The 23,430-nt window shown below is 48.0% G+C and carries 22 protein-coding genes; 10 read left to right on the forward strand and 12 right to left on the reverse strand.

The annotated features are described in order from the left end of the window. Positions 1-5 precede the first annotated feature (5 nt). From AC50YG_RS18465 to AC50YG_RS18480, 4 genes are all read left to right on the forward strand, one after another. On the forward strand, positions 6-1,295 hold the full coding sequence (locus AC50YG_RS18465) for an ABC transporter substrate-binding protein (protein ID WP_494828459.1): 1,290 nt from the start codon (positions 6-8) through the stop codon (positions 1,293-1,295). Positions 1,296-1,384: 89 nt separating this feature from the next. Further along, the gene (locus AC50YG_RS18470; protein ID WP_473755890.1) at positions 1,385-2,260 is read left to right on the forward strand and encodes a carbohydrate ABC transporter permease; all 876 of its coding nucleotides are present in this window, start codon (positions 1,385-1,387) and stop codon (positions 2,258-2,260) included. 26 nt (positions 2,261-2,286) lie between these two features. Further along, positions 2,287-3,120 (forward strand): carbohydrate ABC transporter permease, encoded by an 834-nt coding sequence (locus AC50YG_RS18475; protein ID WP_494828461.1) that lies wholly within the window; start codon positions 2,287-2,289, stop codon positions 3,118-3,120. A 145-nt stretch (positions 3,121-3,265) separates the two neighbouring features. After that, entirely contained in the window at positions 3,266-3,691 is a 426-nt protein-coding gene (locus tag AC50YG_RS18480; protein WP_494828463.1) for a hypothetical protein, read from the forward strand. Between the two features lie 82 nt (positions 3,692-3,773). Here the strand turns inward: AC50YG_RS18480 and AC50YG_RS18485 are convergent, their stop codons facing one another. From AC50YG_RS18485 to AC50YG_RS18495, 3 genes are all read right to left on the reverse strand, one after another. Further along, on the reverse strand, positions 3,774-5,555 hold the full coding sequence (locus tag AC50YG_RS18485; protein ID WP_494828465.1) for a WD40 repeat domain-containing protein: 1,782 nt from the start codon (positions 5,553-5,555) through the stop codon (positions 3,774-3,776). Positions 5,556-5,683: 128 nt separating this feature from the next. Next, positions 5,684-6,199: a GyrI-like domain-containing protein gene (locus AC50YG_RS18490; RefSeq protein WP_473755896.1), complete on the reverse strand. Its 516-nt coding sequence runs from the start codon at positions 6,197-6,199 to the stop codon at positions 5,684-5,686. A gap of 124 nt (positions 6,200-6,323) precedes the next feature. Next, on the reverse strand, positions 6,324-7,256 hold the full coding sequence (locus AC50YG_RS18495; RefSeq protein ID WP_494828467.1) for a helix-turn-helix transcriptional regulator: 933 nt from the start codon (positions 7,254-7,256) through the stop codon (positions 6,324-6,326). Positions 7,257-7,381: 125 nt separating this feature from the next. Here AC50YG_RS18495 and AC50YG_RS18500 point away from each other — a divergent pair, with 125 nt between their 5' ends. Next, positions 7,382-8,101, forward strand: coding sequence for a 3-ketoacyl-ACP reductase (locus AC50YG_RS18500; protein WP_494828803.1), 720 nt, complete (start codon positions 7,382-7,384; stop codon positions 8,099-8,101). A gap of 154 nt (positions 8,102-8,255) precedes the next feature. On the opposite strand, the gene AC50YG_RS18505 is transcribed toward AC50YG_RS18500, so the two are convergent. The 4 genes from AC50YG_RS18505 to AC50YG_RS18520 all read right to left on the reverse strand — a co-directional run bounded on the left by AC50YG_RS18505 (position 8,256) and on the right by AC50YG_RS18520 (position 14,276). Next, positions 8,256-9,041: an ankyrin repeat domain-containing protein gene (locus AC50YG_RS18505; protein ID WP_473755898.1), complete on the reverse strand. Its 786-nt coding sequence runs from the start codon at positions 9,039-9,041 to the stop codon at positions 8,256-8,258. Between the two features lie 402 nt (positions 9,042-9,443). Then, positions 9,444-11,972: a beta-glucosidase BglX gene (gene bglX, locus AC50YG_RS18510; RefSeq protein WP_494828470.1), complete on the reverse strand. Its 2,529-nt coding sequence runs from the start codon at positions 11,970-11,972 to the stop codon at positions 9,444-9,446. Positions 11,973-12,199: 227 nt separating this feature from the next. After that, entirely contained in the window at positions 12,200-12,490 is a 291-nt protein-coding gene (locus AC50YG_RS18515) for a hypothetical protein (RefSeq protein ID WP_341280093.1), read from the reverse strand. An 85-nt stretch (positions 12,491-12,575) separates the two neighbouring features. Continuing rightward, positions 12,576-14,276 (reverse strand): methyl-accepting chemotaxis protein, encoded by a 1,701-nt coding sequence (locus AC50YG_RS18520; protein WP_494828472.1) that lies wholly within the window; start codon positions 14,274-14,276, stop codon positions 12,576-12,578. A 215-nt stretch (positions 14,277-14,491) separates the two neighbouring features. On the opposite strand from AC50YG_RS18520, the gene AC50YG_RS18525 reads away from it, so the two are divergent. The 4 genes from AC50YG_RS18525 to AC50YG_RS18540 all read left to right on the forward strand — a co-directional run bounded on the left by AC50YG_RS18525 (position 14,492) and on the right by AC50YG_RS18540 (position 18,869). Next, complete coding sequence (locus AC50YG_RS18525) at positions 14,492-15,112, forward strand: acetate uptake transporter (protein ID WP_494828474.1); 621 nt, start codon at positions 14,492-14,494, stop codon at positions 15,110-15,112. Between the two features lie 294 nt (positions 15,113-15,406). Continuing rightward, complete coding sequence (locus AC50YG_RS18530) at positions 15,407-15,832, forward strand: YkvA family protein (RefSeq protein ID WP_494828476.1); 426 nt, start codon at positions 15,407-15,409, stop codon at positions 15,830-15,832. Then, positions 15,822-16,331, forward strand: a complete 510-nt coding sequence (locus AC50YG_RS18535) for a hypothetical protein (RefSeq protein ID WP_494828478.1) — start codon at positions 15,822-15,824, stop codon at positions 16,329-16,331. The genes AC50YG_RS18530 and AC50YG_RS18535 overlap by 11 nt, the downstream gene beginning before the upstream one ends. Before the next feature lie 225 nt (positions 16,332-16,556). Beyond that, entirely contained in the window at positions 16,557-18,869 is a 2,313-nt protein-coding gene (locus AC50YG_RS18540; protein ID WP_494828480.1) for a leucine-rich repeat protein, read from the forward strand. A gap of 89 nt (positions 18,870-18,958) precedes the next feature. Here AC50YG_RS18540 and AC50YG_RS18545 read toward each other — a convergent pair whose 3' ends face one another. Continuing rightward, complete coding sequence (locus AC50YG_RS18545; protein WP_494828481.1) at positions 18,959-19,417, reverse strand: VOC family protein; 459 nt, start codon at positions 19,415-19,417, stop codon at positions 18,959-18,961. A 160-nt stretch (positions 19,418-19,577) separates the two neighbouring features. Between AC50YG_RS18545 and AC50YG_RS18550 the strand changes: the two genes are divergently transcribed. Beyond that, positions 19,578-20,012, forward strand: coding sequence for an Lrp/AsnC family transcriptional regulator (locus tag AC50YG_RS18550; RefSeq protein WP_494828805.1), 435 nt, complete (start codon positions 19,578-19,580; stop codon positions 20,010-20,012). A gap of 95 nt (positions 20,013-20,107) precedes the next feature. On the opposite strand, the gene AC50YG_RS18555 is transcribed toward AC50YG_RS18550, so the two are convergent. From AC50YG_RS18555 to AC50YG_RS18570, 4 genes are all read right to left on the reverse strand, one after another. After that, positions 20,108-20,521: an organic hydroperoxide resistance protein gene (locus AC50YG_RS18555; RefSeq protein WP_099518023.1), complete on the reverse strand. Its 414-nt coding sequence runs from the start codon at positions 20,519-20,521 to the stop codon at positions 20,108-20,110. A gap of 14 nt (positions 20,522-20,535) precedes the next feature. Then, the gene (locus AC50YG_RS18560; RefSeq protein WP_473755908.1) at positions 20,536-20,823 is read right to left on the reverse strand and encodes a putative quinol monooxygenase; all 288 of its coding nucleotides are present in this window, start codon (positions 20,821-20,823) and stop codon (positions 20,536-20,538) included. A 277-nt stretch (positions 20,824-21,100) separates the two neighbouring features. Next, positions 21,101-21,733: a hypothetical protein gene (locus AC50YG_RS18565; protein ID WP_494828483.1), complete on the reverse strand. Its 633-nt coding sequence runs from the start codon at positions 21,731-21,733 to the stop codon at positions 21,101-21,103. A 4-nt stretch (positions 21,734-21,737) separates the two neighbouring features. Further along, complete coding sequence (locus AC50YG_RS18570; protein WP_494828485.1) at positions 21,738-23,156, reverse strand: AAA family ATPase; 1,419 nt, start codon at positions 23,154-23,156, stop codon at positions 21,738-21,740. Positions 23,157-23,430: the final 274 nt, after the last annotated feature.

Raw genomic sequence — 23,430 nt, forward strand, 5'->3', positions numbered from 1 at the left:
TTCTCATGACAAAAAGATGGCAAGCATTTGTAGGCTTATTAATAATCGCACTTATTGCAGCCGGCTGCTCTTCCAGCGGCGGCACAAATTCAGAGGCTGGCAGTACGAGCGGTACAAGCAGTTCAGGCAGTGCAAAGAAAACCGTCGTATCCGTGTGGGCTTTGCAGGAGCACACCTGGATTGACGGAGCTGCTGCTGACTTTAATGCGGCTCATTCTGATATTCAAATCGAGGTTAGCAAATATGCCGTTGACCCGCTGAAAGAGGCGCTAAAGGTAGCTGCTAACTCAGGAACGCTCCCTAATATGTGGTTTACATGGGGCGGTTCTCTAGGTTCCTTTTATGCCGAAAATGGACTTACAGCTGATTTGACTCAGATTGCCAAGGATCATAATTGGCCTTCGCTTTACAATCAAGCTGCTATTGATATGGGAACCTACAACGGTAAAGTGTCCGGCATACCCTATCACTTAAATGCCGTGGATATGTGGTACTCCAAAACAGCCTTTGACAAGGTTAAGCTTACCGCTCCTACCTCCTTTGAGGAGTTTGAAGGGCATCTGCAAGCGTTGAAGGATGGCGGTATTATTCCACTCTCGCTTGGCGGGAAAAACGGCTGGCACGTCATGCGTCTGACAGAGCAACTGCTGGAGCATTTTGCAGGACCTGAGCTGCATGACAAGCTGAACAGCCTGACTGCCTCGTGGAACGATCCGGCCGTTGTTCAAACGTTCGCAAAGCTCAAGGAATATAACGATAAAGGCTATTTCCCTAAAGGTTACGTTGCCCTTGATCCAACAGAGGCTGTAAATCTCTTCTATCCGGGTACTACAGGAATCGACATTGAAGGCACATGGCTCGACGGCAATATTGCAGCAGCCGGGTTTAATGTCAATGATTTTGATGTATTCAAGTTCCCTACCGGCCGCTCATCCGTATTTGCCGAAATGTTCCAAGTCAGCGCCGACCTTGATCAAGCGACGCTTGAGGCTACCATTAAAGTAGGCGAATATTTGACTGGTGCTGAGGTAGTCAATAAATATATTGATACTTACGGCACGCCCGCTGCTCTTAATGTCACCTATTCGGAAAACACGCCTCACCTGAAGCCTCTGCTCGATATGGCGACGAAAGGCAGCTTCCTCATTACCGACCAAGCACTTCCGCAGGAAGTCGTACAAAAGCTGTTTGAAGCGCAGGACAAGGTCGCTCTAAAAGAATGGACGCCTGAGCAGGCTGCGGAAGGAATGGAAAAGGCCGCTGCTGACTATAAGGCTAAAAATAAAACAAGCTAGGCCGCATTAATGAAGCGCTGTAAATGAGAAAAGAGATGGAGCGCGGCTGCTTTGCCGTCTCCATCTTGATTCGCAAGGAGGAATGAAGCTTGAAAATCGGCGTATTAAAGCCCTGGCTGTTTGTGTTTCCCGCCCTTTTCATCTATATTGCCGTTATCTTTATCCCAACGCTCTACACGCTGTATCTCAGCTTCTTTAACTGGAACGGCGTTGCGCCTACGAAAACCTTTGTCGGCTTAAGCAATTATACCGAGCTGCTGCTGCACGATTCCGTCTTTCCAAGAGCAGTCGCCAACAATCTGTTATGGACGCTCGGCTCTTTGACAATCATTATGGGAATCGGCCTGATGCTGGCGATTTTATTGAATCAGAAGCTGAAGGGCCGCATCATGTTTCGCGGTATTTTTTATTTCCCTTACGTATTATCCGGGGTCATCGTCGCGACGATCTGGACATGGATGTACAATCCCATGCAAGGATTTTTCAATAAAGCGCTGGAGCTGATTGGACTTGGCAGTTGGGCGCAGGCTTGGCTGGCGGAACCTAAATTCGCCCTCTATGCCGTGTTCGTTGCAGCTGTCTGGAATGGCGTTGGGCAGCCGATGGTGCTGTTTCTCGCTGGACTACAGACGATTCCACAGGACCCTTATGAAGCCGCAACGATTGATGGTGCCAAGCCCCGGCAAATGTTCTGGTTTATTACCGTCCCTCTGCTGCGGGAAACGTTTGTTATTGTGGTGGCCATCACGATGGTATCTTCCATGAAGGTATACGATTTAATCTATGCAATGACGGGCGGAGGCCCGGCGGAAAGCACCCATGTGCTGGCTTCGTGGATGTATATTCAGACGTTCAAATTTGCCAATATTGGCACAGGTTCAGCCATTTCCATGTTTTTAGTTCTCATTACGCTGGTCATTATTATCCCTTATGTTTATTACACCACTAAAAAATCGCATTTGTAATATGGAGGAAGGATGGTGTCCATCCGATGGAACAGCGCGTTCATCCCGTCAGTAAGGTACTTAAATATGTTTTAGTCGTTGTATTAGCAGCCATCTTTCTGCTGCCCGTTTTATTCATTGCCTTTACGGCGCTAAAGTCGAGCAGCGACTTGCTGACACGTCCTTTTTATATGTTCCCCGAAAAGCTGCAATGGCATAATTTTGTGCAGGCTTGGGAGCAAGGGCGTATGAGCATGTATATGAAAAATACAGCGTTTATCGCCTTAATCAAGGTTCCCCTTGGCATTTTGATTGAAGCGCTCGCCGCCTTTGCCCTGACGCGGCTGGCTTTCAAGGGAAGCGAGTGGCTGTTCGCCTTGTTTCTCATCGGCATGATGGTTCCCATGCAGGCTACGCTCGTTCCGCTCAATATGATTCTCAACAAGCTTGGGCTTGTCGACACGTATCCCGGCATTATTCTCATTTATTTGGGCTTCGGCATCCCGTTCGGCATTTTGATCCTCCGTGGATTTTTCCGCACCATCCCTAAGGAAATTGATGAGGCTGCACTGATTGACGGCTGTGGGGTCATGGGGAAGTTTTTCAAGATCATTATTCCATTATCGATGCCCGCCATTGCAACGCTGTTTATTTTTGATTTTATGGCCACCTGGAATGAATTTCTGCTGGCCCAAATTTTTATTACCAAGGATTCGATGCGTACCATTACGACAGGGCTGCTGGCATTCCGCGGCCAATATTCGGCGAACTACCCTCTGATGAACGCAGGCGTGCTCATTTCGGTCGTACCGGTGCTCATCGTCTATGTCGCGTTTCAGAAATACTTCGTATCCGGCCTCGCTGGTTCCGTGAAAGGATAGGCTGGAAAAGAAACCGTCTCCTCGGCATACGGCAGCTTCACGCTGCCATTTTGCCGAGAAACGGTTTCTTTGCGGTTGTTTCTGCTACTATCGTATACTGGGGAAAAGGAATAGGCTGGAAAAGAAAAAGGAGAGGGGAAATTCAATGAATGTACATGAAGAAATAGAACAATTAAAATATCAAATGAAGCTCATGAGGACGATTATGGCAAAAGATGAGTTTCCATTCTACCTATTTTTATTGGATCATGATTTCACGGAGCAGCAGACAAGAGCGTTGCACGATGTGCTTTATATGTTAAATCATCGCATGAAGGGGACTGCCTCCGATAGCGATGAGCATAGCATCCGCTTTTATAACGCAAAGGTTGCCGACATTCAGCAGCGTCACACGCTATTCTCCAGTCCAAACCATCCTTTGTTTGCCGATGCTCCCCCATCCTATCATGAGTTTGCTGCCTACGTTTCGGCTGTTATGCCGGAGGATGTAAACACCGATTACTTGCTTATGGCTCTGAACAATCAGGAGGTTTATCCCGACCTATGCCGCCTGCTATTAAATCAAAAATAAAGCCTTTCTTAACGACTCCAGCCTGCTGCATGAGTCCGCGACAGCAGACCGATCCTATTATTATAAGCTTGGCAATCTACCGTTAGCTGAAAAACCGCACCTTGCCTTTAAAGGCGATGGCGCAGGCGGCTCTGTCATCAGCAAGCACGCTGGCATTTTGCAATATGGCTGTGGAATTGAGCCATTGGCAAGGGTCGAGCCTTTTTAGCTGCTCCAGCGTACTCAGCCTGCGGATTTCCAAGAGCGGGCCGGTTAGCACCCATAGCTCATCGTTTTGTTCATGAATAGCAAGCTTAGAAGCGACGGACCGCTCAATGGCGGCCGTATGCAGCTGCTGTGCCCGCTCCACATCCCAAACGCTGAGCAATCCATGTTTCCAACGGCTATGATCCTCCGCCGAAATGAGCGTTGCACCATCTTCGCTGAACGTTATCGCGCTGACTGTAACACCTTCCTCCAGTACAATCGCCCGCCGCTGAATCGTATAGACGCCGCCCCACTCACTCATGCTGATTATTTTAATCGTATGATCGCTTGCCGGATAAGCAAGCATGGAGCTGCCATGTGCAAAAGCAATCGTATTCGCAAGCGCCATGCGACCATGATCTTGCACCGTCACAAAATCATGATCGAAATATATGATACTGCCGCTATTCAGCTCCCATACAGCAACCTCCTGGCCAATAACGCCGACCGCCAGCATCCGCTCATCCTCGCTGAAGGCAACCGCACCGATTCGTCCTTCGCGAAACGCATGCTGCAGCACACACTGTCCACTGCTTGTTTCTATAACAAACACGGTGTGGAAACACGACATATCCACCTCATCTACAAATGGAAGCACATCGCCCTCGGCCACCGGAATAACGACGGCATAACGGCCATTGCCGCTAAAGCTGACATGCGTATAAAAGCTCTGATCAGGCGCATCACGAAGCGGCTTCTGTATGTCAGCACAGAACTCCCAATGCTGCTCCAGCTTCCCGCTATGTACATGAAAGAGATCTATAACACCAATTCCACTGCCAATCGCCAGCAGACTGGAGTCGGGACTAAAGCACAACGCAGCCCTATCTGCTGCAGCTTTGCTTTCAGTACGATCACTTACAGCTTCCCCATCTCCTCTGTCGATTACAGCTTGAAGCTGGCCATCCGCTGTAAGCCACACGCGGACGATGCCGTCATTATAGAGGACGGCTGCCAAGCTGCCCTCGGCATTCAGCGCTAGCTCGCAGATGCCGCTTTCTTGCCCCGCTGCAAGCTCCCCGAATTGCTGGAAGGTTGAGCGGCTGCGATCAAGCTGCTCCCACTCCATCCGTGCTTCGCGAATGACAATCCACTGCTCCAATTCGTCTAACAGCTCTGCTACGAACGGCGTGCAGCCTTTCTCTCGCTTAGCCAAATTCAGCTTCTCTCCCGCATCCACCACGTTGTAATCCTCATAGTCCATTAGCGAAAAATAATAATAAATCGCCGCCCGCAGCTGCGTATCAAGCTGTGCGCCATACTCCATCAGCCTGGCGAAGCCGCGCCCTGCTGCAAGCTTGCTCCCTAGCGCGTAATCCAGTGCTGACCGAATGAAATTCAGCTGATAATTGGTTGTATAGCTGTGATTATAAATGCCATTCCACGTATACAGCAGCGATTGAAGCGCTGGGTAATGCGCCTCTGCTTCCTCCGCATGCCCGCTGTAAAGCTGCGCTTCTACATATAAGTACAGCGTATCAAAGCCTTTCTGGCAGCCCGCTTCACTTCTAATATCAGCGGGAATGGCTACCGCCTCCTGCAACGCTTGAATGGACCGATGAAATTCACCGGTCCTGTTCCATTTTTTTATTTGCTCCAGCTTGCTTCTATTGATCATTCGCCTTCCCCTTCCAATCTAACCGTTATCCTCTCCTCTCGCACAAAAAAAGGAACGGCGATCCATCCAGTGACGGGGAATTCGGCATTTACATGACGCATTCTCGGCTAACGAACGCTTAACAGCATTCAGCCTTTAATGGCGATATAAATACGAACGGCTGCTTCCCCATCCTGATAATCATTTTTATCATATCGCTCAAAATCACCCGTATACGCCCGCTGCTCGGCAGCTGTCTCATAATAAGCCCAAATTTCCTGCCAAGCCTCGATGACAACCTGCGGCATAGGCCCTCTCCTCGTCTCAAAAACCCGGTACATAGAGCTCGGCACAACAATTTGCTGTAGGTTTGCTGCGGCAGATGCCCCTGTTGTTTCTGTTGTCATGGGCAGGTCTAAATCATAGGCATGTCCGATGAAAGCCGTGTAAGCGCCGCTTGCATCCGTTTCATAGTCCGTATATACCCCATAAATAAAATCGTCTTGAGCTTGAGCCTCATTGGAGTGCGTACCCGCCAGCTGAAAATACTGTGTCCAGAGTGCAGGAATTCGCCCATTCGGCCCCGCTTCCTCCTGATTTGTTGTCCGAACGCCGATGCCCGCCAGTTTCAAGGTCCCTTGCTGCTCCACTATTGATTTCATCATGTCATTTCCTCTTTTCCATAAGCACAGCGGCTAAGGTGCGAGCCATTCACCATGCTTACTTAGATTTACCCAAAGCTTATCGCATCTTATCAGACAGCTATATGTCCGGATTCAATATTGTAAATTAATAGCTTTCATAAATAAGCCGTGCCCTGCGCTTCACTTCTTCAGCGGCATGAACGGGAGCCAGCACCTTAACATGCTGGCAGAAGCTCAGCAGCAAGCCATAAAACCACTCATCCAGCGAAAAAGAGCCCGCCACCTGCAAGCTGCCATCCGCTAGCTCGGTAATAAACACGCTTGGAAAAGCATCATATACCCGATGCTTGACCTGCGGCTGAAAGTGCAGAAGCATCTGCGTCTCCTGTTCTGCTCCCCAGTCGCTGCGCCAGATCAGCCCTTCCAATTGCGGCGACTGCCGCGGCTCGAAGCGTTCCAGCCTTAGCGACAGGCTGAGTATGCGCGTCAAACGAAACATGCGAAAGCCCTGCTTCCCCCGGCAATACGCCTGCACATACCACACGGAGCCTTTCATGATGAGCGCTGCCGGCTCAACCTCCCGCTCGCTTTCGGTCCCGGCCGAGCTGGCATAACGCAGGCAAGCCACCTTGCTTTCTGTAATCGCTTGTTGGAGCAAGGCCAGCTTGGGCTTCAAATCCAGTCCCGCTCCCCATGATTGCAGATCAAACACCAGCTCCTCGCCCTGCCTGGCTTGCTCCTCATGCGCTGCTTGAGGCAGCAGCGCATTCACTTTGGCGAGCAGCTCATGATAGGTTTGATCATCTAGGGCTGAGGCAATTCCCTTCACTGCAGCAAGCAGCGCCTTCCATTCCTTCGCGCTTGCAAGCTGCCGATTTAACGTGTATTGCTCCATAATTTCGTAACCGCCGGCTGCACCATGGTGCGAGACGACAGGAATGCCAGCTAGACTCAGCGTATCCATATCGCGGTAAATCGTTTTGATTGATACTTCAAAACGCTCAGCAAGCTCGGTCGCATTCCAACGCTTCCTGCCGAGCAGCAGGACAACGATGCTGAGCAATCGATCTATTTTCATACGGACCCACCTGACTTGTAGCATTTGCCCGCTTATTGGGGCTTATTTGTATTCCGGTTATTGACAGCTTTATAATGGAGAGGAGAAACGAGAAGCGATTTCCCTAATGAATGGAGAGATTAATGATGACACTAAGCGGAAAAACAGCGATCATTACCGGCGCGGGCAAAGGCATCGGACTTGCTATTGCCCATGCACTCGCGAAGGAGGGCGTAAGCCTTGGACTTATTTCCCGCACGGCATCCGATTTGGAGACGCTCGCCGATACGTTGAAAGCCAGCTATTCGATACAGGTCAGCCTTGCGGCTGCGGATGTATCGGTTAATCAAGAGGTTCAGGCAGCTGTTGCCTCGATTACCGAGCAGCTTGGCCCTATTGATATTCTAATCAATAATGCAGGCATTGCCAAATTCGGCACTTTGCTGGATATGGACCCAGAAGAGTGGAAGAGCATGATGGATGTCAATTTATTCGGCACCTACAATGTGACTCGCGCTGTACTGCCAGATATGGTTGCCAGAAATAGCGGCGAAATTATTAATGTGGCCTCCACAGCGGGAGAGCGAGGCTTCGCAACGGGTTCGGCCTACTGCGCTTCCAAGTTCGCAGTGCTGGGCTTCACCGAATCGCTGCTGCAAGAGGTGCGCAAGCACAATATTCGCGTTACAGCCCTTACGCCAAGCACGGTCAATACCGAGCTGGCTACGAAAGCTGGCCTCAAAATCGGTGATGAGGACCGCATGATGCAGCCCGAGGATGTTGCAGCTTTGGCGCTTGCCGCTATATCGCTGCCGCCACGCGTCTTCATTAAGACGGCGGGTATCTGGACGACGAACCCGCAATAAAGTTAATGAAGGATTAGACAGACCATAAAAATGAAACAGCGGCGGACTAAGACTGAAAAAAGCCTTAGACTGCCGCTGTTCTTATTGGACTAACGAATTCGTTAGCTTATTCCTAAGGAACTCTAGCTTGAGGCTCAACAACCATATTGATTCTTTACAATTCGCCGGCAGATTTGGCGCCTTGGCTATGCAGCCAATGAACCAGATCAGCAGCAGAACTGCGTTGCGCCGCATCCAGCGGGGTCAATCCATCCCAAACCGAAATCCAGTTCAGTTCAGCGCCTCGGCCGAGAAGATACTCTGCAGAGCTCCGTTGTCCACCGTGGCAAGCGCACCAGAAGGCGACGGTAATCTTGTCCGGAGGTGAAGAGCGACTTGCTCCCCAAGGGTATCGTTCTGAAAGTGTGGAACCGGCGAAGTAAGCCTCAATTGCAGCCATTTGTCCTAGCGCAGCCGCATGCCAGAGTGCGATTTGTGCTCCACGTTCAACCAACCTATGCGCTGCCCGCCACTGTGCGAACGCTACTGCATCATCCAGTGGTGTGCCGCCTGCGATCACTGCACCTGGCGCTTCGATATCGGCACCAGCATCAAGAAGCGCATCAAGCACTTTAATGTCATCGCAACTCGAAGCCCAATGAAGCGGTGTCTCGGTGTGCGCTCCAGTGAACCGAGCGTTAACCTCCGCACCAAACTCGACTAACGTACTAACAGCAGCCGCACCGTTAGGAAAGTGACCGGGCCAGTCGGTCACGACATGCAAAAGTGTTCGAGACATTCCACAACTATTGTTTTCGTTGTTATTGTCTCTACCGATCATTCTTGCCGTAGCCAAGCCCGGATTCTCTTCAAGAAGTCGTTTCAAAGATGGGATATCGCCAGTGTGGAGCGCTTTAACAACAGTTACTGCCAGCGTTTCATCTTCGTAAATAAATTCCATATCCAGATCTCCTCACACACTTATATAATCAGTTCTATATCTGTCCTTCAAGGATTGTGTAACCGTTTGAATTGTATACTGTCTTAAATTTAAGCTTCGCAAATTCGCTGTACTTGAAGTATTCGTGGAAGGATAATAATGTCCTGCCCGTTAGCTTACACCCCTATCCAATCTAAACCTTTATTTTCTTTTGATAGGCGTGTGTTCATGCGGATATTCGCATCCGCCGCATGACTCCATTCGCACAATTGTGGGCTAAGAATCATGTAACGACGCAAAAAAAGACAAGGAGCGAGGGATTCGCCCTCTTCCTTGTCTTTTTCATAGCTATTTTAAGCAGATGGTTCCTCTTACTCAAAACTTTATGCTTCCTTTAGGCTTTAATCGCTCTTAAGCTTAAATCTATGCCAGCCATTCGAACCCCGCTGCCAGCGTTTCTCTTGAGCTTCCTCCTACGTACACCTTAAACTGCCCTGCTTCCACCTCGTGAGTCATAGCTGCTGTCGTAAATTTCAAAGGCTCTTCTGAAATGGTGAAGACCGCCTTGCGGCTTTCTCCCGCCTCCAGCATCAGCTTTTGGAACCCTTTCAGCTCCTTCACCGGACGAACGACACTACCGTGAACGTCCTGAACGTACAGCTGCACGATTTCTTCTCCAGCTCTGCTGCCTGTATTCGTCACCGTGATGGAAACCTCCAGCGTGTCGCCCGCCCGCAGCTCAGAGCGGCTAAGCGCAAGCTCTGAATAAGCAAATGCCGTATAGCTGAGGCCATAGCCAAATGGGTACAAGGGCTCATTCGGGCCATCCATGTATTTGGAAATAAACTTCTGGCCGCTGTTGCTCTCCGTAAGCGGACGGCCGGTTCGGAAATGATTGTAATACACAGGCACTTGGCCCGTCTTGTATGGAAAGCTCATCGTCAGCTTGCCTGATGGATTGTAATCGCCCAGAAGAACATCCGCTAAAGCATGCCCCGCTTGCGAGCCAAGGAACCAGCTTTCCACTATCGCAGCCATGTGGTTATCAAACCATTCCAGCACCAATGGACGGCCATTGGTCAAAATAAGCACGACCGGCTTACCTGTCTGCGCAATTGCCTTAGCCAGCTCCAATTGGGCATCTGGCAGCGTCACATCCATACGAGATGCCGCCTCGCCAGACATATCGCTGCTCTCGCCCAACGCCAGCAGCACGATATCTGCTTTGCGCGCCTGCTCCACGGCGCGCTCGATGCCTCCGGCCAGCGGCTCATGCACGCCGCAGCCTTCTGCATACAGCAGCTGCTCCGGTGCGAAGCCCTTCGCTGCCAAGCCTTGCAGCAGCGTCGCCGTTTCACTCGCGAAATTGGAAAACTGCCACGGCCCGAGCAAATCCCGGCTGGCCGCGAACGGCCCGATAACTGCCAGCTTGGAGCCATACGCTAGCGGCAGCACGCCGTTATTTTTAAGCAGCACAATGGATTTGCGGGCTACGTCACGGCTTGCCTCCAAATGCTCAGGCGACAAATAATGCTTGTACGCTTCTTCTGGCCTCACATAACGATAAGGGGCATCCATAATGCCGATTTTAAATTTATAGGTCAAAATCCGGCGCACCGCCGCATTCAACTGCTCTTCCGTCACCCTTCCTTCTGCCAGAAGCGCCGGAAGATGCTCCTCGTACAGCCTGGTCACCATTTCAATATCCATCGTTGCATGCAGCGCTTGCGCGGCAGCCTCTTTGCCGTTCTCGGCAGCGCCATGGACGACCAGCTCATCAATGGCCGCATAATCGGAGATGAGCATGCCCTCGAACCCAAGCTCCTCCCGCAGCAGATCACGCAATATGCGGGTATTTCCAGCAATCGGAATGCCATCGTACAAATTAAAAGCATTCATGACCGATCCGGCGCCGGCCTCAATGCCCGCACGAAAGGGCGGCAAAAACACGTCACGCAGCGTACGCTCGGAAATATCGACCGTATTGTAATCCCGGCCTGCCTCGGCCGCTCCATACGCAATAAAATGCTTCAAGCAGGCAATCATTGTGTCCTGATCCAGCAGGCTTTCACCTTGAAATCCCTCTACCTGAGCTTTAGCAATGGCAGCGCCAAGATACGGGTCCTCGCCCGCTCCCTCAACTACCCTGCCCCATCTGGCATCGCGAGTAACATCGACCATTGGCGCATGATTATACGTAATGCCGGAAGCTGCGGCCTCCTTTGCCGCGATTGCGCAGGCTTTGCGAATCGCCTCCATATCCCAACTGCATGCCCAAGCTAGCGGCACCGGAAAAATCGTCTGATAACCGTGAATCACATCGGCATTAAACAACAGCGGAATACGGAGCGGAGACTGCTCGACCGCAATTCTTTGCAGCTCCAGTACCTGACTCATATCGAATGCGCCTAATATTGAGCCAATCTTCCCTTTTGCGATCAGCACCTCAACCGGCTCGCTCTCCACATCGCCGCCGAACGAGAAGTTCGACGCTCCGACCTGGCTCATTTGTCCGATTTTCTCCTCCACGCTCATTCGTTCCAGCAGCAGCTCCACTTGCTCGGCGATTTCCGCCTCCGTTCGTTCTACGACTGTTCCGCCCTGCACCTCAGCAGCTTTCGCTAAAAGGGAATCATTGCGAAAGGACGGATGCCCTTTCTCCCCTTCGAGCGGAAAGGGACCGCCAAACGGTAAAGTCACCATGCCTGTGAGCGATGTTTCTCCAAATATAAGGTGAACCGTCATATTCGCCCCAAACATCGCCAGATGACCGGTTGCCTTAAGCTCATTGCCTTTGCCTCCCTCCGCTTTCAGGCCGCCTGCCTCAAAGCTGTATATGCCTGGTACCGAATGCACAGCAAGCCGGTAATCGCCGTCCCATTCCTCTACTGTAAAAATAAACAGCGTGGAGCCTTCCCCCATTTTCACATGCCCATGCCATACGCCCTTCATCGCTATCGTCCTCTCTTCATTAAAAGTGCTGCATTTGATTAGTTTGACTATAACCTTTATACATCCACCCTCACTACCGATAAGACGACTATTTATTAGTACTTTTGCGACTAGAATAAGGGGATGCTTCGACACATCCACAATCATGGGATTCGTTTACTTCTGAATAAAAAAAGCTTCCGAATACGCCTAAATGGCGCTTCGAAAGCTTCTTTTAATTATACGGCTTAATCAACGTACCCAGCCACACCTTGATCCATCAAATATTCCATTTCCAGATCAAGAATCGTCTCAACCATAAGCTCGTCCAGCTTCACATCACGCTGCTTCAGGATGTAATCGACCAGCTCATCGCTGTCAACTTCAACCTCGCCAGAAGCATTCTCCTGCGCATTGTTAATGAAGGTCATTTCATGCTTAAGCACCAGCTTTACATCCGCTTCGGATGCCTTCGCCTTACTCGTTATGTACGCGATCAGCTGTTGCTCGTCGATTTGGTCATTTCCTTGCTCGCTCATCTGTCATCATCTCCTCATGGGCTGTCTATTGTCATTGTATCACAACGGCCCCTTCGTATCTAAGCATGCTCAGCAGCTAAACAAATTAAGCCTGCTCTTTCTCAAAAGTAAACCTCTGAATTTCGCCCCGCAGCACATTAGCCATCTGGCTCAGCGCTTCGGCCGAAGCTGAAATTTCCTCCATCGATGCCAGCTGCTCCTCGCAAACGGCAGCCACGCTTTGAGAATTGCCCGAAATGTTATTCGCAAGCACGACCAACTGCTCCTCGGTTGCGAGCTGCTGCTCTGTCGAAGCGGCCAGTTCCTCCGCCGATGCCGATACTTCCTGAACTTGGCTGGTTACCGTACGAATAGCCGCATACACCTGCTCAAAAGCTTCGCCTGTCTGATTCATATAAGCGGTGCTGGACTCAACCTCACCGGAGCCCTTCTGCATGGACACAACTGCGCCGTTCACCTTGTCCACCATAGCCCGAATGGATAATGCAATTTTATCGGATGCTTCACCGGTCTGCTCAGCCAGCTTTTTCACCTCGCCAGCAACGACAGCAAAGCCTCTGCCGCCTTCGCCTGCCCGTGCCGCCTCGATGGATGCGTTCAGCGACAGCAGGTTTGTCTGATTGGCAATCTCACGAATAAACTGTGTAATTCCCTCAATTGCCCGCGATTGCTCGCCAAGCTCGTAAATGACAGCAGCAGATTGATCAATGGTCAGGTGGAGCTGCTTCATTTGGCCAATCGTCTCGCCGAGCAGCGCACTGCCGCGTTCTGCTTGCTGTAAGGCAAGCTCGGACGATTCCGAAGTAACCGTAGCTGAATCGGCAATACGCTGAATGCTGATGGCGCTCTCTTCAATCGCCTGCTTATTCTCATTAATGCTCGCAGACTGCTGATCCGATGCTTCCGATACCTCCTGCACAGACTCCGCTATATGGTTGGAAGCCATTACTGCCTGCTCTGCCCCGCCAGAAAGCTCCTTCGACGCTGCTTCAACCTCCACCGCATTATGATTGATGGCCAGCATCAGCTGTCGCAAATTTTGCTTCATTCTATTGAAATCCAAAGCCATCGCTCCGATTTCATCTTTCTGTCGCAGCACAATATCTGCTCCCGTCAGGTCGCCATCTGCGATTTGCCGCGCTGCCTGGGCTACCTTCTGTACAGGACGGGCAATTATTTGTCCAATGAGCAGCGCCAGTGCGATACCAAGGACCATAGCAACGATGATTGTCGTCAAAATGATCGTCTTCACTTCGCTCACTTGCTTCGTTAAAACGGTTCTGCCTTCATTCAGCAGGTTCGTTTGGTATTCCTCCAGCTCATTAGCTGCACTCAAAAACTTCTCTGCAATTGGCACACCTTTTGTTTCAAGCAAATAGGATACTTGATCCATATCGTCTTGTTTTTTGGCTGCAATAAATTCCAGTGCCGCCGCATTATAATCTGCTTCCAGCTGCTTGAGCTCCGCCGTCAGATTGACCGCCGTCTGCGTTTTAACAGAGGTCCCCAATTGGTTTATTGTATCGGCAAAAGATAAGCGATTCGCTTCATATTTATCCAACTGGGATGAGCTTCCGGTAATTAAATGACCCCTTACATAGCTGAACTCACTCATCGTCAATTCCTTAAGCTTATTCACCCAAATAATTTTCTGAACACGGTCATTCAGCAAATCCTGATAAGCCTGATTAAGAGACGTAAGCTGAAACAAGCTAATCATTCCAACTACCAAAGTAAGCAATAATACTGCTGCAAAACCTGTAATTAGCTTTTTTCGAATGTTCACATGCAAGCGCTCCCTTTTATCTTATGTAATAGTTCTCTTTACCTATTAAACCATTTTAAACATGACGAAACACCTAATTTCAACAAAGTTCGACTTTTGGACACGAATTATACCCTTTATTCTTGTTTCGAATTCAGTTAGAATGTTTCAATGTGTGTTAGTAGTCGGCAAATACGCATGAAACAGAGGAAATCGCAGGATTATTGGAGGCTTATATGCAAAAGGAATCATCGAACGTCAAAATTATTAATGCTGATCCGAGCGCCCTAGGCTTATTCGGACTAGCAATCGTCACCTTGGTCGCATCATCCCAAAAGCTCGGAATTACAACGGGCTACAGCTTCGTTATCCCCTGGGCCATCTTCCTGGGCGCATTCGCCCAGTTATTCGCTTGCATTCAAGATTCCAAGCGGAACAATACATTCGGTACGACAGCTTTCGGCGCGTATGCGTTTTTCTGGTTTGCAGTCGCAACAAGCTGGATGTTTAAAATGGGTGTCTTTGGCACCGCGCTCGCAGGCGATGTTGATGGCAAGCAGCTCGGCTTCGCTTTCGCCGGCTATCTCGTATTTACTTTGTTTATGACCATTGGCGCGGTTGAAACGAACCGCGTGCTGCTGATCATTTTCTGCTTGATTGATCTATTGTTCCTAGGACTTACGCTCGATGCTTTCGGTGTTGCACCTGAAATTTTCCATACGCTGGCTGCCTACTCCGAGCTCGCTATCGGCATCGTATCGCTTTACGGCTGCGGCGCTTCCGTGCTCAACGCTCATTTCGGCCGGAGCTTCCTGCCGATTGGCAAGCCGTTCGGCATTTTCAAGCCACGCGCTTAGCTGTGCTCAAGGTGAAACGGCTGTCGCCGTCCTTTGGCGGCTCGGCGCGTTTCAGTCCGAGAAATATAAGCGGAGTATAAGGGGGAATCTTATACTTTCTTATATTTTCATTAAGCCGCCTCCCGCGCCGATTCGCGGGGGCGGTTTTTTGATTTATTTTCAAAACGAATCAAACTTGGGTATAACTACGTATAAGCATTACATCCTGCATTTGCGGGCTTAGAATTTAGATGGTTGAAGCTATGAAGCTGTTAAGCAATAGATGGATTTTATGAATGAAAGGGGCAAATGATAATGGATAACTTGATTACAGGCCAGCCTTACCGCTTTAAGGATGAACAGGAGCAGCAGACGGCACCCGAGGATACGCCGAATGTGAATGAGTGGACGTCCAAAATTGGCGATTCCGCCAAACAGGAAAAGTATGTGAAGCAAGGCTTTCTGCGTAAAATTAAAAAACACGCCAAAAAAATCCCTTTCGCGAAGCACGCCGTTGCTATGTACTACTGCGCTGTTGACGCCAATACGCCTACTTCGGCTAAAGTCATTGCCATTGGGGCGCTCGCTTATATTTTGCTGCCGATTGATTTGATTCCGGATTTCGTGCTCGGCATTGGCTATACCGATGATGCAGCAGCCTTCTGGGCGGCATACCGCAGCATCAGCATCCATGTGACGGACGCACATACGGAGATGGCGGAGCAGTGGTTTGCGAAGTAAACGCAAACTAGGCAACGGCGGCTTAGCCCGGACGCTTGCCCTCGCAGCCTCTGCTGGCGCAGGGGCTGGCTTGCTGATCGGATTGTATATGAAGGCCGTTCAGCAGTTGACCGGACAAACCGTCTACACGCTGCTGCTCAATGTCGATTATATCCCGCTGCTGAACGAGCTGGCGCTATCCGAGCTATGGGAATTCGCCTTGCACTTGGTCGTATCTGCACTCGTCGGCATCGGACTAGCTCTCTTCTTCAGGATCTTTCGCTGGCCCAGCGTACGACAAACCTATGCTGCAATGGCAGTCAGCCTGCTAATCGGATTGGCGCTTTTTCCGACTACGCTTTTATCGGATCGTACGCCGTCCATCGGAAGCGGCGCCGCGTGGACTTGGTGGCTTGTTGGCCATGTCATTTATGGGTGGGCGCTGGGGGAGCTGCTCGCGATAACACGAAATGTTAGTAGGGTAGGTAAAAGGAACCGAGGGAAGCAACGTCAAACTTAATATATGCTTTGGAAAAATGCGATCACTGGATCGCATTTTTTATTTGTAGTGGAATCCCTTTAATAAATTAAAAATTAAATATTCTATAATATTTAATTTTTAATATTTTTCCTTTTGTTTCTTTATAATTTTATTGCTATCAAAATAATGGGTATGGTACATTGGGACTATCTGCTTAGAGCTAAATATATTGCTTAATTTATCAAAGGGATGGGATCACTATTTATGAATATGAAATCTGCTAAATGGATCACGCTGATTGTTCTTGCTTTATTTCTACAAATTGTATGGCCGGGCTCTCCTATGCAACAAGTACATGCTGCTGCTTTAGTTTCAGGAGATTTTGAGTATGAAAATAATGGAGATGGGACAGCCACCATTACAAAATACGTAGGAAGTGCGGGGCATGTCAATATTCCAAAATCCATCAATGGATTGCAAATAACAGGAATTGGACCAGCTTCATTTGCTTATAATTCATTAACAAGTGTTTCTATTCCTGATAGTATAAAATTTATTGGTATACGAGCCTTTTATTTTAGTCAACTAACTAGTGTTTCTATCCCAGATAGTGTCTTCTCAATTGCCTTCGAGGCATTCTCGAATAGCCAATTAACAAGTGTGAACATTGGTAGCATAAAAATAATTGGAGATTATGCTTTTTCTCACAATAAAATAACAAGCCTTGTCATTTCTAAAGGTGTTACTAACATTGAATCAGGTGCTTTTTCCTACAACCAATTAACCAGTCTCTCTATCCCTGACAGTGTGATGACCCTTAATATGAACGTTTTTTCACACAACGAACTCACTAGTATCTCGCTACCTGATAGTATCTATCAAATTTATCAGGATGCCTTTTCATATAATCAGCTAACCTCCCTTTCTCTCCCTGAAGGTGTCTTCGCTGTTGCAGGGGCGGCTTTTTCCAATAATCAATTATCAAAGGTACTTGTTAAAGGCGATTCTACATACATTAATCACGCTGCTTTTAGAGATAATCCATCAGGACTCACCCTAATTGGGTACGACAATGCAGAGCAATTTGCCGATGCCCAAGGATATTCATTTGAGCGATTTGCACCGATTACTGTCGACTTTACTCCCAATGGCAACGCGAATTGGCAACAGACGCATACAACAGATGTAAATATATCTCTTCCCTCTTCACCCGGTACTGAAATAATGAAATATCAGTGGTCTACAAGCGCTGCTATTCCTCAGTCCGGAGCATGGAATGCATTTGACTCCAATGTTTCAATTGCGACTCCTACGCAAACAGGTCAATGGTATTTGCATGTATGGGCTAAGGATTCTCATGGGTTTGACTTTTATTATGAATCCCATCCTTTTTTTATTGATGTTACACCACCTGATATTGTATTGACGACAGCTACACCTTCATCGAATCAGTTGGTTAGCGTCACTGCTTCCGTATATGATTCGCATAGCGGAACCGTTGAAACGAAATGGGCAACCGGCATTCAATCCGTCTCCTATTTTGAACAAAACGGAACAACACTTACCTTAATCGACGACAAAGCTACATTGAGCATAGCGGAAAATAGCTGGCTAAGCATCTATGCCAAAGATCAGGCAGGCAATGAGTATGTAAAACAGGTGCAAATTGTCTCCCCCTCTCCATTACCTAGCGGTGGCGGAGCTGGCGGAGGAAGCCTTCCTATTGTTTCCAGCAACACAGATATTAAACAGGTCAATTTCCTGGTACATGGTAAAGCATTAGTACTGAATAAAACCAGTGATACGGCCTATACCGCAGAAACAGAAGCCAGCCAGATTACCCTCAGCCCTGATGTTGCTGCTAACGCAACGAAAGTTACGGCGTATATTAATGGAAAGTCCGTTAGTCTGGACAGCCCTATTGATCTCAAAGAAGGCGATAACCGAATTGAAGTGAATGTGCAGGCAGCAGACGGGGCGACAAAGACTTACACAATTACCATTGTCCGCAAAGCCCAGCCTTCCGCTCCTAATACGTCTACGTTCACTGATGTGAACGAGCACTGGGCTTCGGAAGCCATTCAGGAAATGACTGCTAGCGGCATTGTAAGCGGCTATCCTGATGGTTCATTCCGTCCAAATGCCCCTGTAACACGAGCAGAGTTCGTAGTCATGATCATGAAAGCCGCAGGAACAAACACAGGTAACAGCGGAGGAGCTGCAAGCTTCACCGACGGTACCGCAATTAGCACTTGGGCAAAGTCTGCAGTTGAAGAGGCGGTCAGCAAGGGCATCGTAAGCGGCTATGCCGACGGCAGTTTCCGGCCAAAAGAACGTATTACACGTGCGGAGCTCGTAACCATGGTTGCCAGAGCATTTAATATTGCTGTTGTTCAAGGCGATTCTAGCTTCACAGATAGTGCAAGCATTCCTAACTGGGCAAGTGGCGCAGCCGAGGCGCTGAAACAAAAAGGGGTATTGCAAGGGCGTAAAGACGGACAGTTTGACGGGCAGGCAGAGGCCTCTCGCGCTGAGGCTATTACAATACTGTGGCAATTATTAAGCAGCCAACCCTAGTTTACGTGCTAAAATGAAGTAAAAACCAGTTTCTTATGAGACTGGTTTTTTTACTGATAGGATCTGCTGCATTCAAAGCAGCGTCCGCTTCACTGCAAAAGCCCCGAACGATCAAAATCCACATCCTCAATAAACTCGATAACCTCGCCATTCGGGCTATAGACGAGCGCATTTCTGACGAGCAGCGGCGGCTCCCCAAGAGCTAACTCCCCAGGCTCTATATAAGACTTCGCTCCATAGGCAAGCGACTTCTGATAGATGACATCCACTTGATCAACATAAAAGGCCAGATGCAGCAGCGCCCCATGGACTACCTCCTCATCAGAAGCAGCTTTTCTCCCTTGTGCCGGAATGACGGCCTCATTATCGAAAATCTCTAGGCAGGTCCGTCCGTCAGGCGAAATCAGCATGGACGCTTCCTCAATCTGAAACGACGGCAAGCTCCAATGATGCCCCACCTTAAAACCTAAGGCCAGCGTGTAAAACGCAATCGTTTCTTGATAATTTTTAGCTTGAATAGCTACGTGCGCAAGTCCTTTTATACTCATCTGCCATCGCTCCCGTTTCGAATATGCCGTTTATTTTACGGGGAATATAGTGATAAATACATAGAATAGATGAGGATATTCGGCTAAAATAGTTTATGTATCACAGTTATTTAAGCGATATAGGCTTATTTTTTAAGGCATAGCCTGGGAGGTGCTTATGATGTATCATCTCATTGATGATATTGATAAAAAAATTATGCGGTTGCTTCAGCAAAATGCCCGAATGCCCATCTCACAAATCAGCAAACAAATCGCCATGTCTCCCCCTTCAGTTAAAGAAAGAATAATGAAGCTGGAAGAGAAAAATATTATAGCTTCATACACAACCGTATTCCGTTTGCAGGAGCTGAATCGCGGAATGACCACCTTTATTCTCGTGAAAACAGAGCAATGCCAAGAGCTGGTCGATTTTTGCCACAACGCTGGCGAAGTAACAGATTTATTTCGAATAAGCGGGGAATATAATTATTTAATCAAAATACAAACCGACTCCGTCGGCGAGGTTGCCGCTTTTCAAGATACGCTGGTCACGCTTGGAGCCTCCAAATCTCATATTAGTATGAAAAATATAATCGAGAACAGGATTTTGCTCTAACGCTTGTTGTTGGCTAATTGCATTGGCTATTGGATAAGCATTTAATGCCCGCTTACGAAAAAAAGCCATCCCGCGAAGGATGGCTTGATCTATCATTAAACGATGTTCAATTCGACTTTAATGTTTCCTCTTGTTGCTCTTGAATACGGGCAAACCTGATGCGCCGCTTCAACAAGCTCCTTCGCCACATCTGCATCTACGCCAACTACGGAAATGTCCAGCTTCGCTTCCAGACCGTAGCCGCCATCGTCTTCTTTGCCGAGCGTGACATGCGCTGTAACCTGCGTCTTCTCAACCTTGATCTTTTTCATTCTTGCGACAACGTTCAAGGCACTTTCAAAGCAAGCCGCATAGCCGCCAGCAAAAAGCTGCTCCGGATTCGTGGCGCCGCCCGGGCCGCCCAGCTCCTTAGGTGCGCGAATTGCTAATTCCAAAATGCCGTCCTCGGATTTAAGCTGACCGTCTCTTCCGCCTACTGCTGTTACTGTTGCTGTGTATAAATTTTGCATATCAATCGCCTCCGTTATTGTTTTGGTGTAGAAAGTTTAAGTTCTGGCGGTGCCGCCAATACGCCGCGTGCAAAGCCAGCGAATGCTGTGTAATGCGCCGATCCATTATGCTCGTCAATCGCCTGCTGATCCTGCCATTCCTCCAGCATCACAAAATGGCTGGGCTGCTCCGCATCCTCATACAGCTTGTAGCTTATATTGCCCGGCTCCTGCTGCGTCGCGGCGATCAGAGTTTTCGCCTGCTCAATAAAAGCCTCACGCGCCTCTGCTTGCACCTTCAGAAAAGCTTGTACAATAATCATCTTTGCCTACCTCCATGCTGTGTGCTGCTACACCCTACTTTCTTATTACCCAAATTCGCAATTGCTATTCCCATAAATGGGAAACGAAGATTGGATGTCAGTTAGGGTTTAATAATAAATTGCATAAAATTTAATTTGATAAAACCAATATTAACGCATCACTGTGCTGCTGTCAACTGCAGTCGCAAAAAAATTCCCGGTCCAGCCTATGACAGGCTCCTCGGGAATTTACTTAACTATACGATATGAAAATACAAATATATAATAGCTTGAACGTTTAAATTGTTATTGTTCCTGCGCTTTTATCTTCATGCTTGTCAAGCAGCACAGGATTATGTGAAAAGTCCATCTTCTGCTCAGGAAACAGCTTCAATGTCTTGCTGTCCCACTCTTCAATCTCTTCAGGATTTATGCCCACGAGCCGTTTGGACGCCGCAATACCTGTAATTCTCTTCTGTTTATCCAGCATATCCTGTGATTTCTTCATCTGGCGGTCTTCCGTAAAGGCGGTAAAATAATGAATCTGTTCTACAGGCCCAACGCCGATCGTTGAGGCAAAGGCGAGTGCACGAAGAGTGGCTCCCTGAAACTGCTTTTTCACCTTTTTCCAAGTGTTAACGCCTATCCCTGTTTTCAATTCAATAATATAAACCTTTACCGCACGATTACCAGAGCCAACCAAATCCCACTCCAATATGATGCCATCCGCACATTTTCGATTCTCTACATAAGTAAGAATATGATCATGCTCTTTAAGCAACCTTATATATTGTTTATCCACTCGCCCTGCAAAATGAATTTCCAGTTCAGCAGCGCCATCCTCCGCCTCTTCCAGCAAACTGAAGCGATTAGAAACAATCTCATAATACGCCCCATTCACCCGACTTAAATCAAAACCGATGTCGATCACGCTATCACTCCGTATAGTTTTGAATAAGATCTGTTTCTGTTACTAACTTGACCAATGTGTCATTAAATGTATCCATTACAAATCCATTCTCTGTTAACGGCAAATGCGTAACCTCTGTAACTCCATTAACCACTTCAAATTGATAGGCGTTGACGATGGAGAGGTCTTTAATAATATCTTGCTCCATATAATTTAGCTTTTCCAAAAGTTTATCTTTATGCTTATGTTGAGCAATGGCTAGTAGATTATTAATCTGCTGTGCCAAATTATCGCTATGTGTCGTCATCCAGATGGATTTTCCTTTGTTGATTAGCCGGAATAAGAAGCGTACCATTCTCCGTTGCAGCTCGGAGTGCAAATGCGATTCAACCTCTTCAATAATCCAAAGCTTGGAGTCTTCTTTGGCAGTTAAGAAAATAGACAATGGGGCAACCTCAGCAACAAGCGAAGAGGTGACGTGGAGTGGATAAGCTTGCTCACCGCCACCCGGCTTAAACCTAAACTGATTACCCATTCCCTTTTCTAGTTGTCCATCGAGTAGCTCCGTATTAAGAAAATTGATTTCGTCCTGATAAAAAGCTGTGGTTTCTTCATTCAGGTCATGCCTTTGCAATCTGCTGAGAAACTGCGCGACAGGGAGCGTCAGCTCTGTACCGCTTGTATCCAGCAAGCTGCCTTCGTTTCCTTCCATTACATATGATCCAACCTCCAGCTGCGTATCAAAGTAACTGCCAATAATGGCACGATACGTCTGCAAAAAACCCGTTCGAGAAGCAGGAAAATAAAGTGGATCACTAGCTATTCTTCGTGCAGAGGCATTAAAATCGAGACATATCATGTTCACTAAACAAAGCTCAAGATAGGTATTGAAAAATTGCTGCACACCTACTGGATGAAAACCTGTTATGATCACTTCATTACCATAGTGAATTTGAAAATTAATAATATTATTAATAGCATGATTTTTTGAGATAATACTATCTTCGTGAGGTAAAAGCTCTTTTCTATATTTATAATAAAAGGGTGTTTCATTATGTCTGCTAATCTTCAAGCTCCCAGCACGCACTGGAAACCTGAAAATTTTATTCAATAACTGTTCTTTGTTCTCATTAAGAATATCATTGAACATATTTAATAACTCATCCTGAGCGGCTTCATTCAGCTCAAATACAGTATCTTGCACCTCATTTGCCTGCTCTAACCCCTGCATGAGGGTTTCCTTGTATGAATTGTAACCGGGATGCTCTGAAAGGTGCTTCCTAATCAACCCTCGTGCCTCGGTCAAAATCCCCCAAAGCAGCATCATTAAGTACGTCTTTCCGCTGTTGTTTTTACCAACAAACAGCATAAAAGGAGAAACGATAACGTTGGCTTCTTTTATTCGACCAAAGTCCTTAACATTCAATTCCCATTGGTTGCTCAATCTACTCACCCTCTCAAAACCTCTTCTTACTATAAAATATGCCCGTTCTGCGCGGCTTTATAACGCTTTATTTATTACATGCATGATTCTCTAATATGATAGCAATAAATGGGTTACCCTACAATGCCGTAATATCGATACTGGTCGGCATTAACACAATCCACAATTTTTCCCTCCAGCAACAAAATCCCAAAACAAACGTTATACATATATAGGAAAACGCATAGGGAGGGTTCAAACTGAAATTTCGGGAAAATACGCAGCTGCACAGCAA

This window comes from Paenibacillus sp. J31R34, from assembly GCF_059383715.1.

Excerpts from the sequence above, each read along its gene's own strand:
- AC50YG_RS18465 (WP_494828459.1), top strand. The coding sequence starts at position 6 with ATGACAAAAAGATGGCAAGCATTTGTAGGCTTATTAATAATCGCACTT.
- AC50YG_RS18475 (WP_494828461.1), top strand. The coding sequence starts at position 2,287 with ATGGAACAGCGCGTTCATCCCGTCAGTAAGGTACTTAAATATGTTTTA.
- AC50YG_RS18480 (WP_494828463.1), top strand. The coding sequence starts at position 3,266 with ATGAATGTACATGAAGAAATAGAACAATTAAAATATCAAATGAAGCTC.
- AC50YG_RS18485 (WP_494828465.1), bottom strand. The coding sequence starts at position 5,555 with ATGATCAATAGAAGCAAGCTGGAGCAAATAAAAAAATGGAACAGGACC.
- AC50YG_RS18490 (WP_473755896.1), bottom strand. The coding sequence starts at position 6,199 with ATGATGAAATCAATAGTGGAGCAGCAAGGGACCTTGAAACTGGCGGGC.
- AC50YG_RS18495 (WP_494828467.1), bottom strand. The coding sequence starts at position 7,256 with ATGAAAATAGATCGATTGCTCAGCATCGTTGTCCTGCTGCTCGGCAGG.
- AC50YG_RS18500 (WP_494828803.1), top strand. The coding sequence starts at position 7,382 with ATGACACTAAGCGGAAAAACAGCGATCATTACCGGCGCGGGCAAAGGC.
- AC50YG_RS18505 (WP_473755898.1), bottom strand. The coding sequence starts at position 9,041 with ATGGAATTTATTTACGAAGATGAAACGCTGGCAGTAACTGTTGTTAAA.
- bglX (WP_494828470.1), bottom strand. The coding sequence starts at position 11,972 with ATGAAGGGCGTATGGCATGGGCATGTGAAAATGGGGGAAGGCTCCACG.
- AC50YG_RS18515 (WP_341280093.1), bottom strand. The coding sequence starts at position 12,490 with ATGAGCGAGCAAGGAAATGACCAAATCGACGAGCAACAGCTGATCGCG.
- AC50YG_RS18525 (WP_494828474.1), top strand. The coding sequence starts at position 14,492 with ATGCAAAAGGAATCATCGAACGTCAAAATTATTAATGCTGATCCGAGC.
- AC50YG_RS18530 (WP_494828476.1), top strand. The coding sequence starts at position 15,407 with ATGGATAACTTGATTACAGGCCAGCCTTACCGCTTTAAGGATGAACAG.
- AC50YG_RS18540 (WP_494828480.1), top strand. The coding sequence starts at position 16,557 with ATGAATATGAAATCTGCTAAATGGATCACGCTGATTGTTCTTGCTTTA.
- AC50YG_RS18545 (WP_494828481.1), bottom strand. The coding sequence starts at position 19,417 with ATGAGTATAAAAGGACTTGCGCACGTAGCTATTCAAGCTAAAAATTAT.
- AC50YG_RS18550 (WP_494828805.1), top strand. The coding sequence starts at position 19,578 with ATGTATCATCTCATTGATGATATTGATAAAAAAATTATGCGGTTGCTT.
- AC50YG_RS18555 (WP_099518023.1), bottom strand. The coding sequence starts at position 20,521 with ATGCAAAATTTATACACAGCAACAGTAACAGCAGTAGGCGGAAGAGAC.
- AC50YG_RS18560 (WP_473755908.1), bottom strand. The coding sequence starts at position 20,823 with ATGATTATTGTACAAGCTTTTCTGAAGGTGCAAGCAGAGGCGCGTGAG.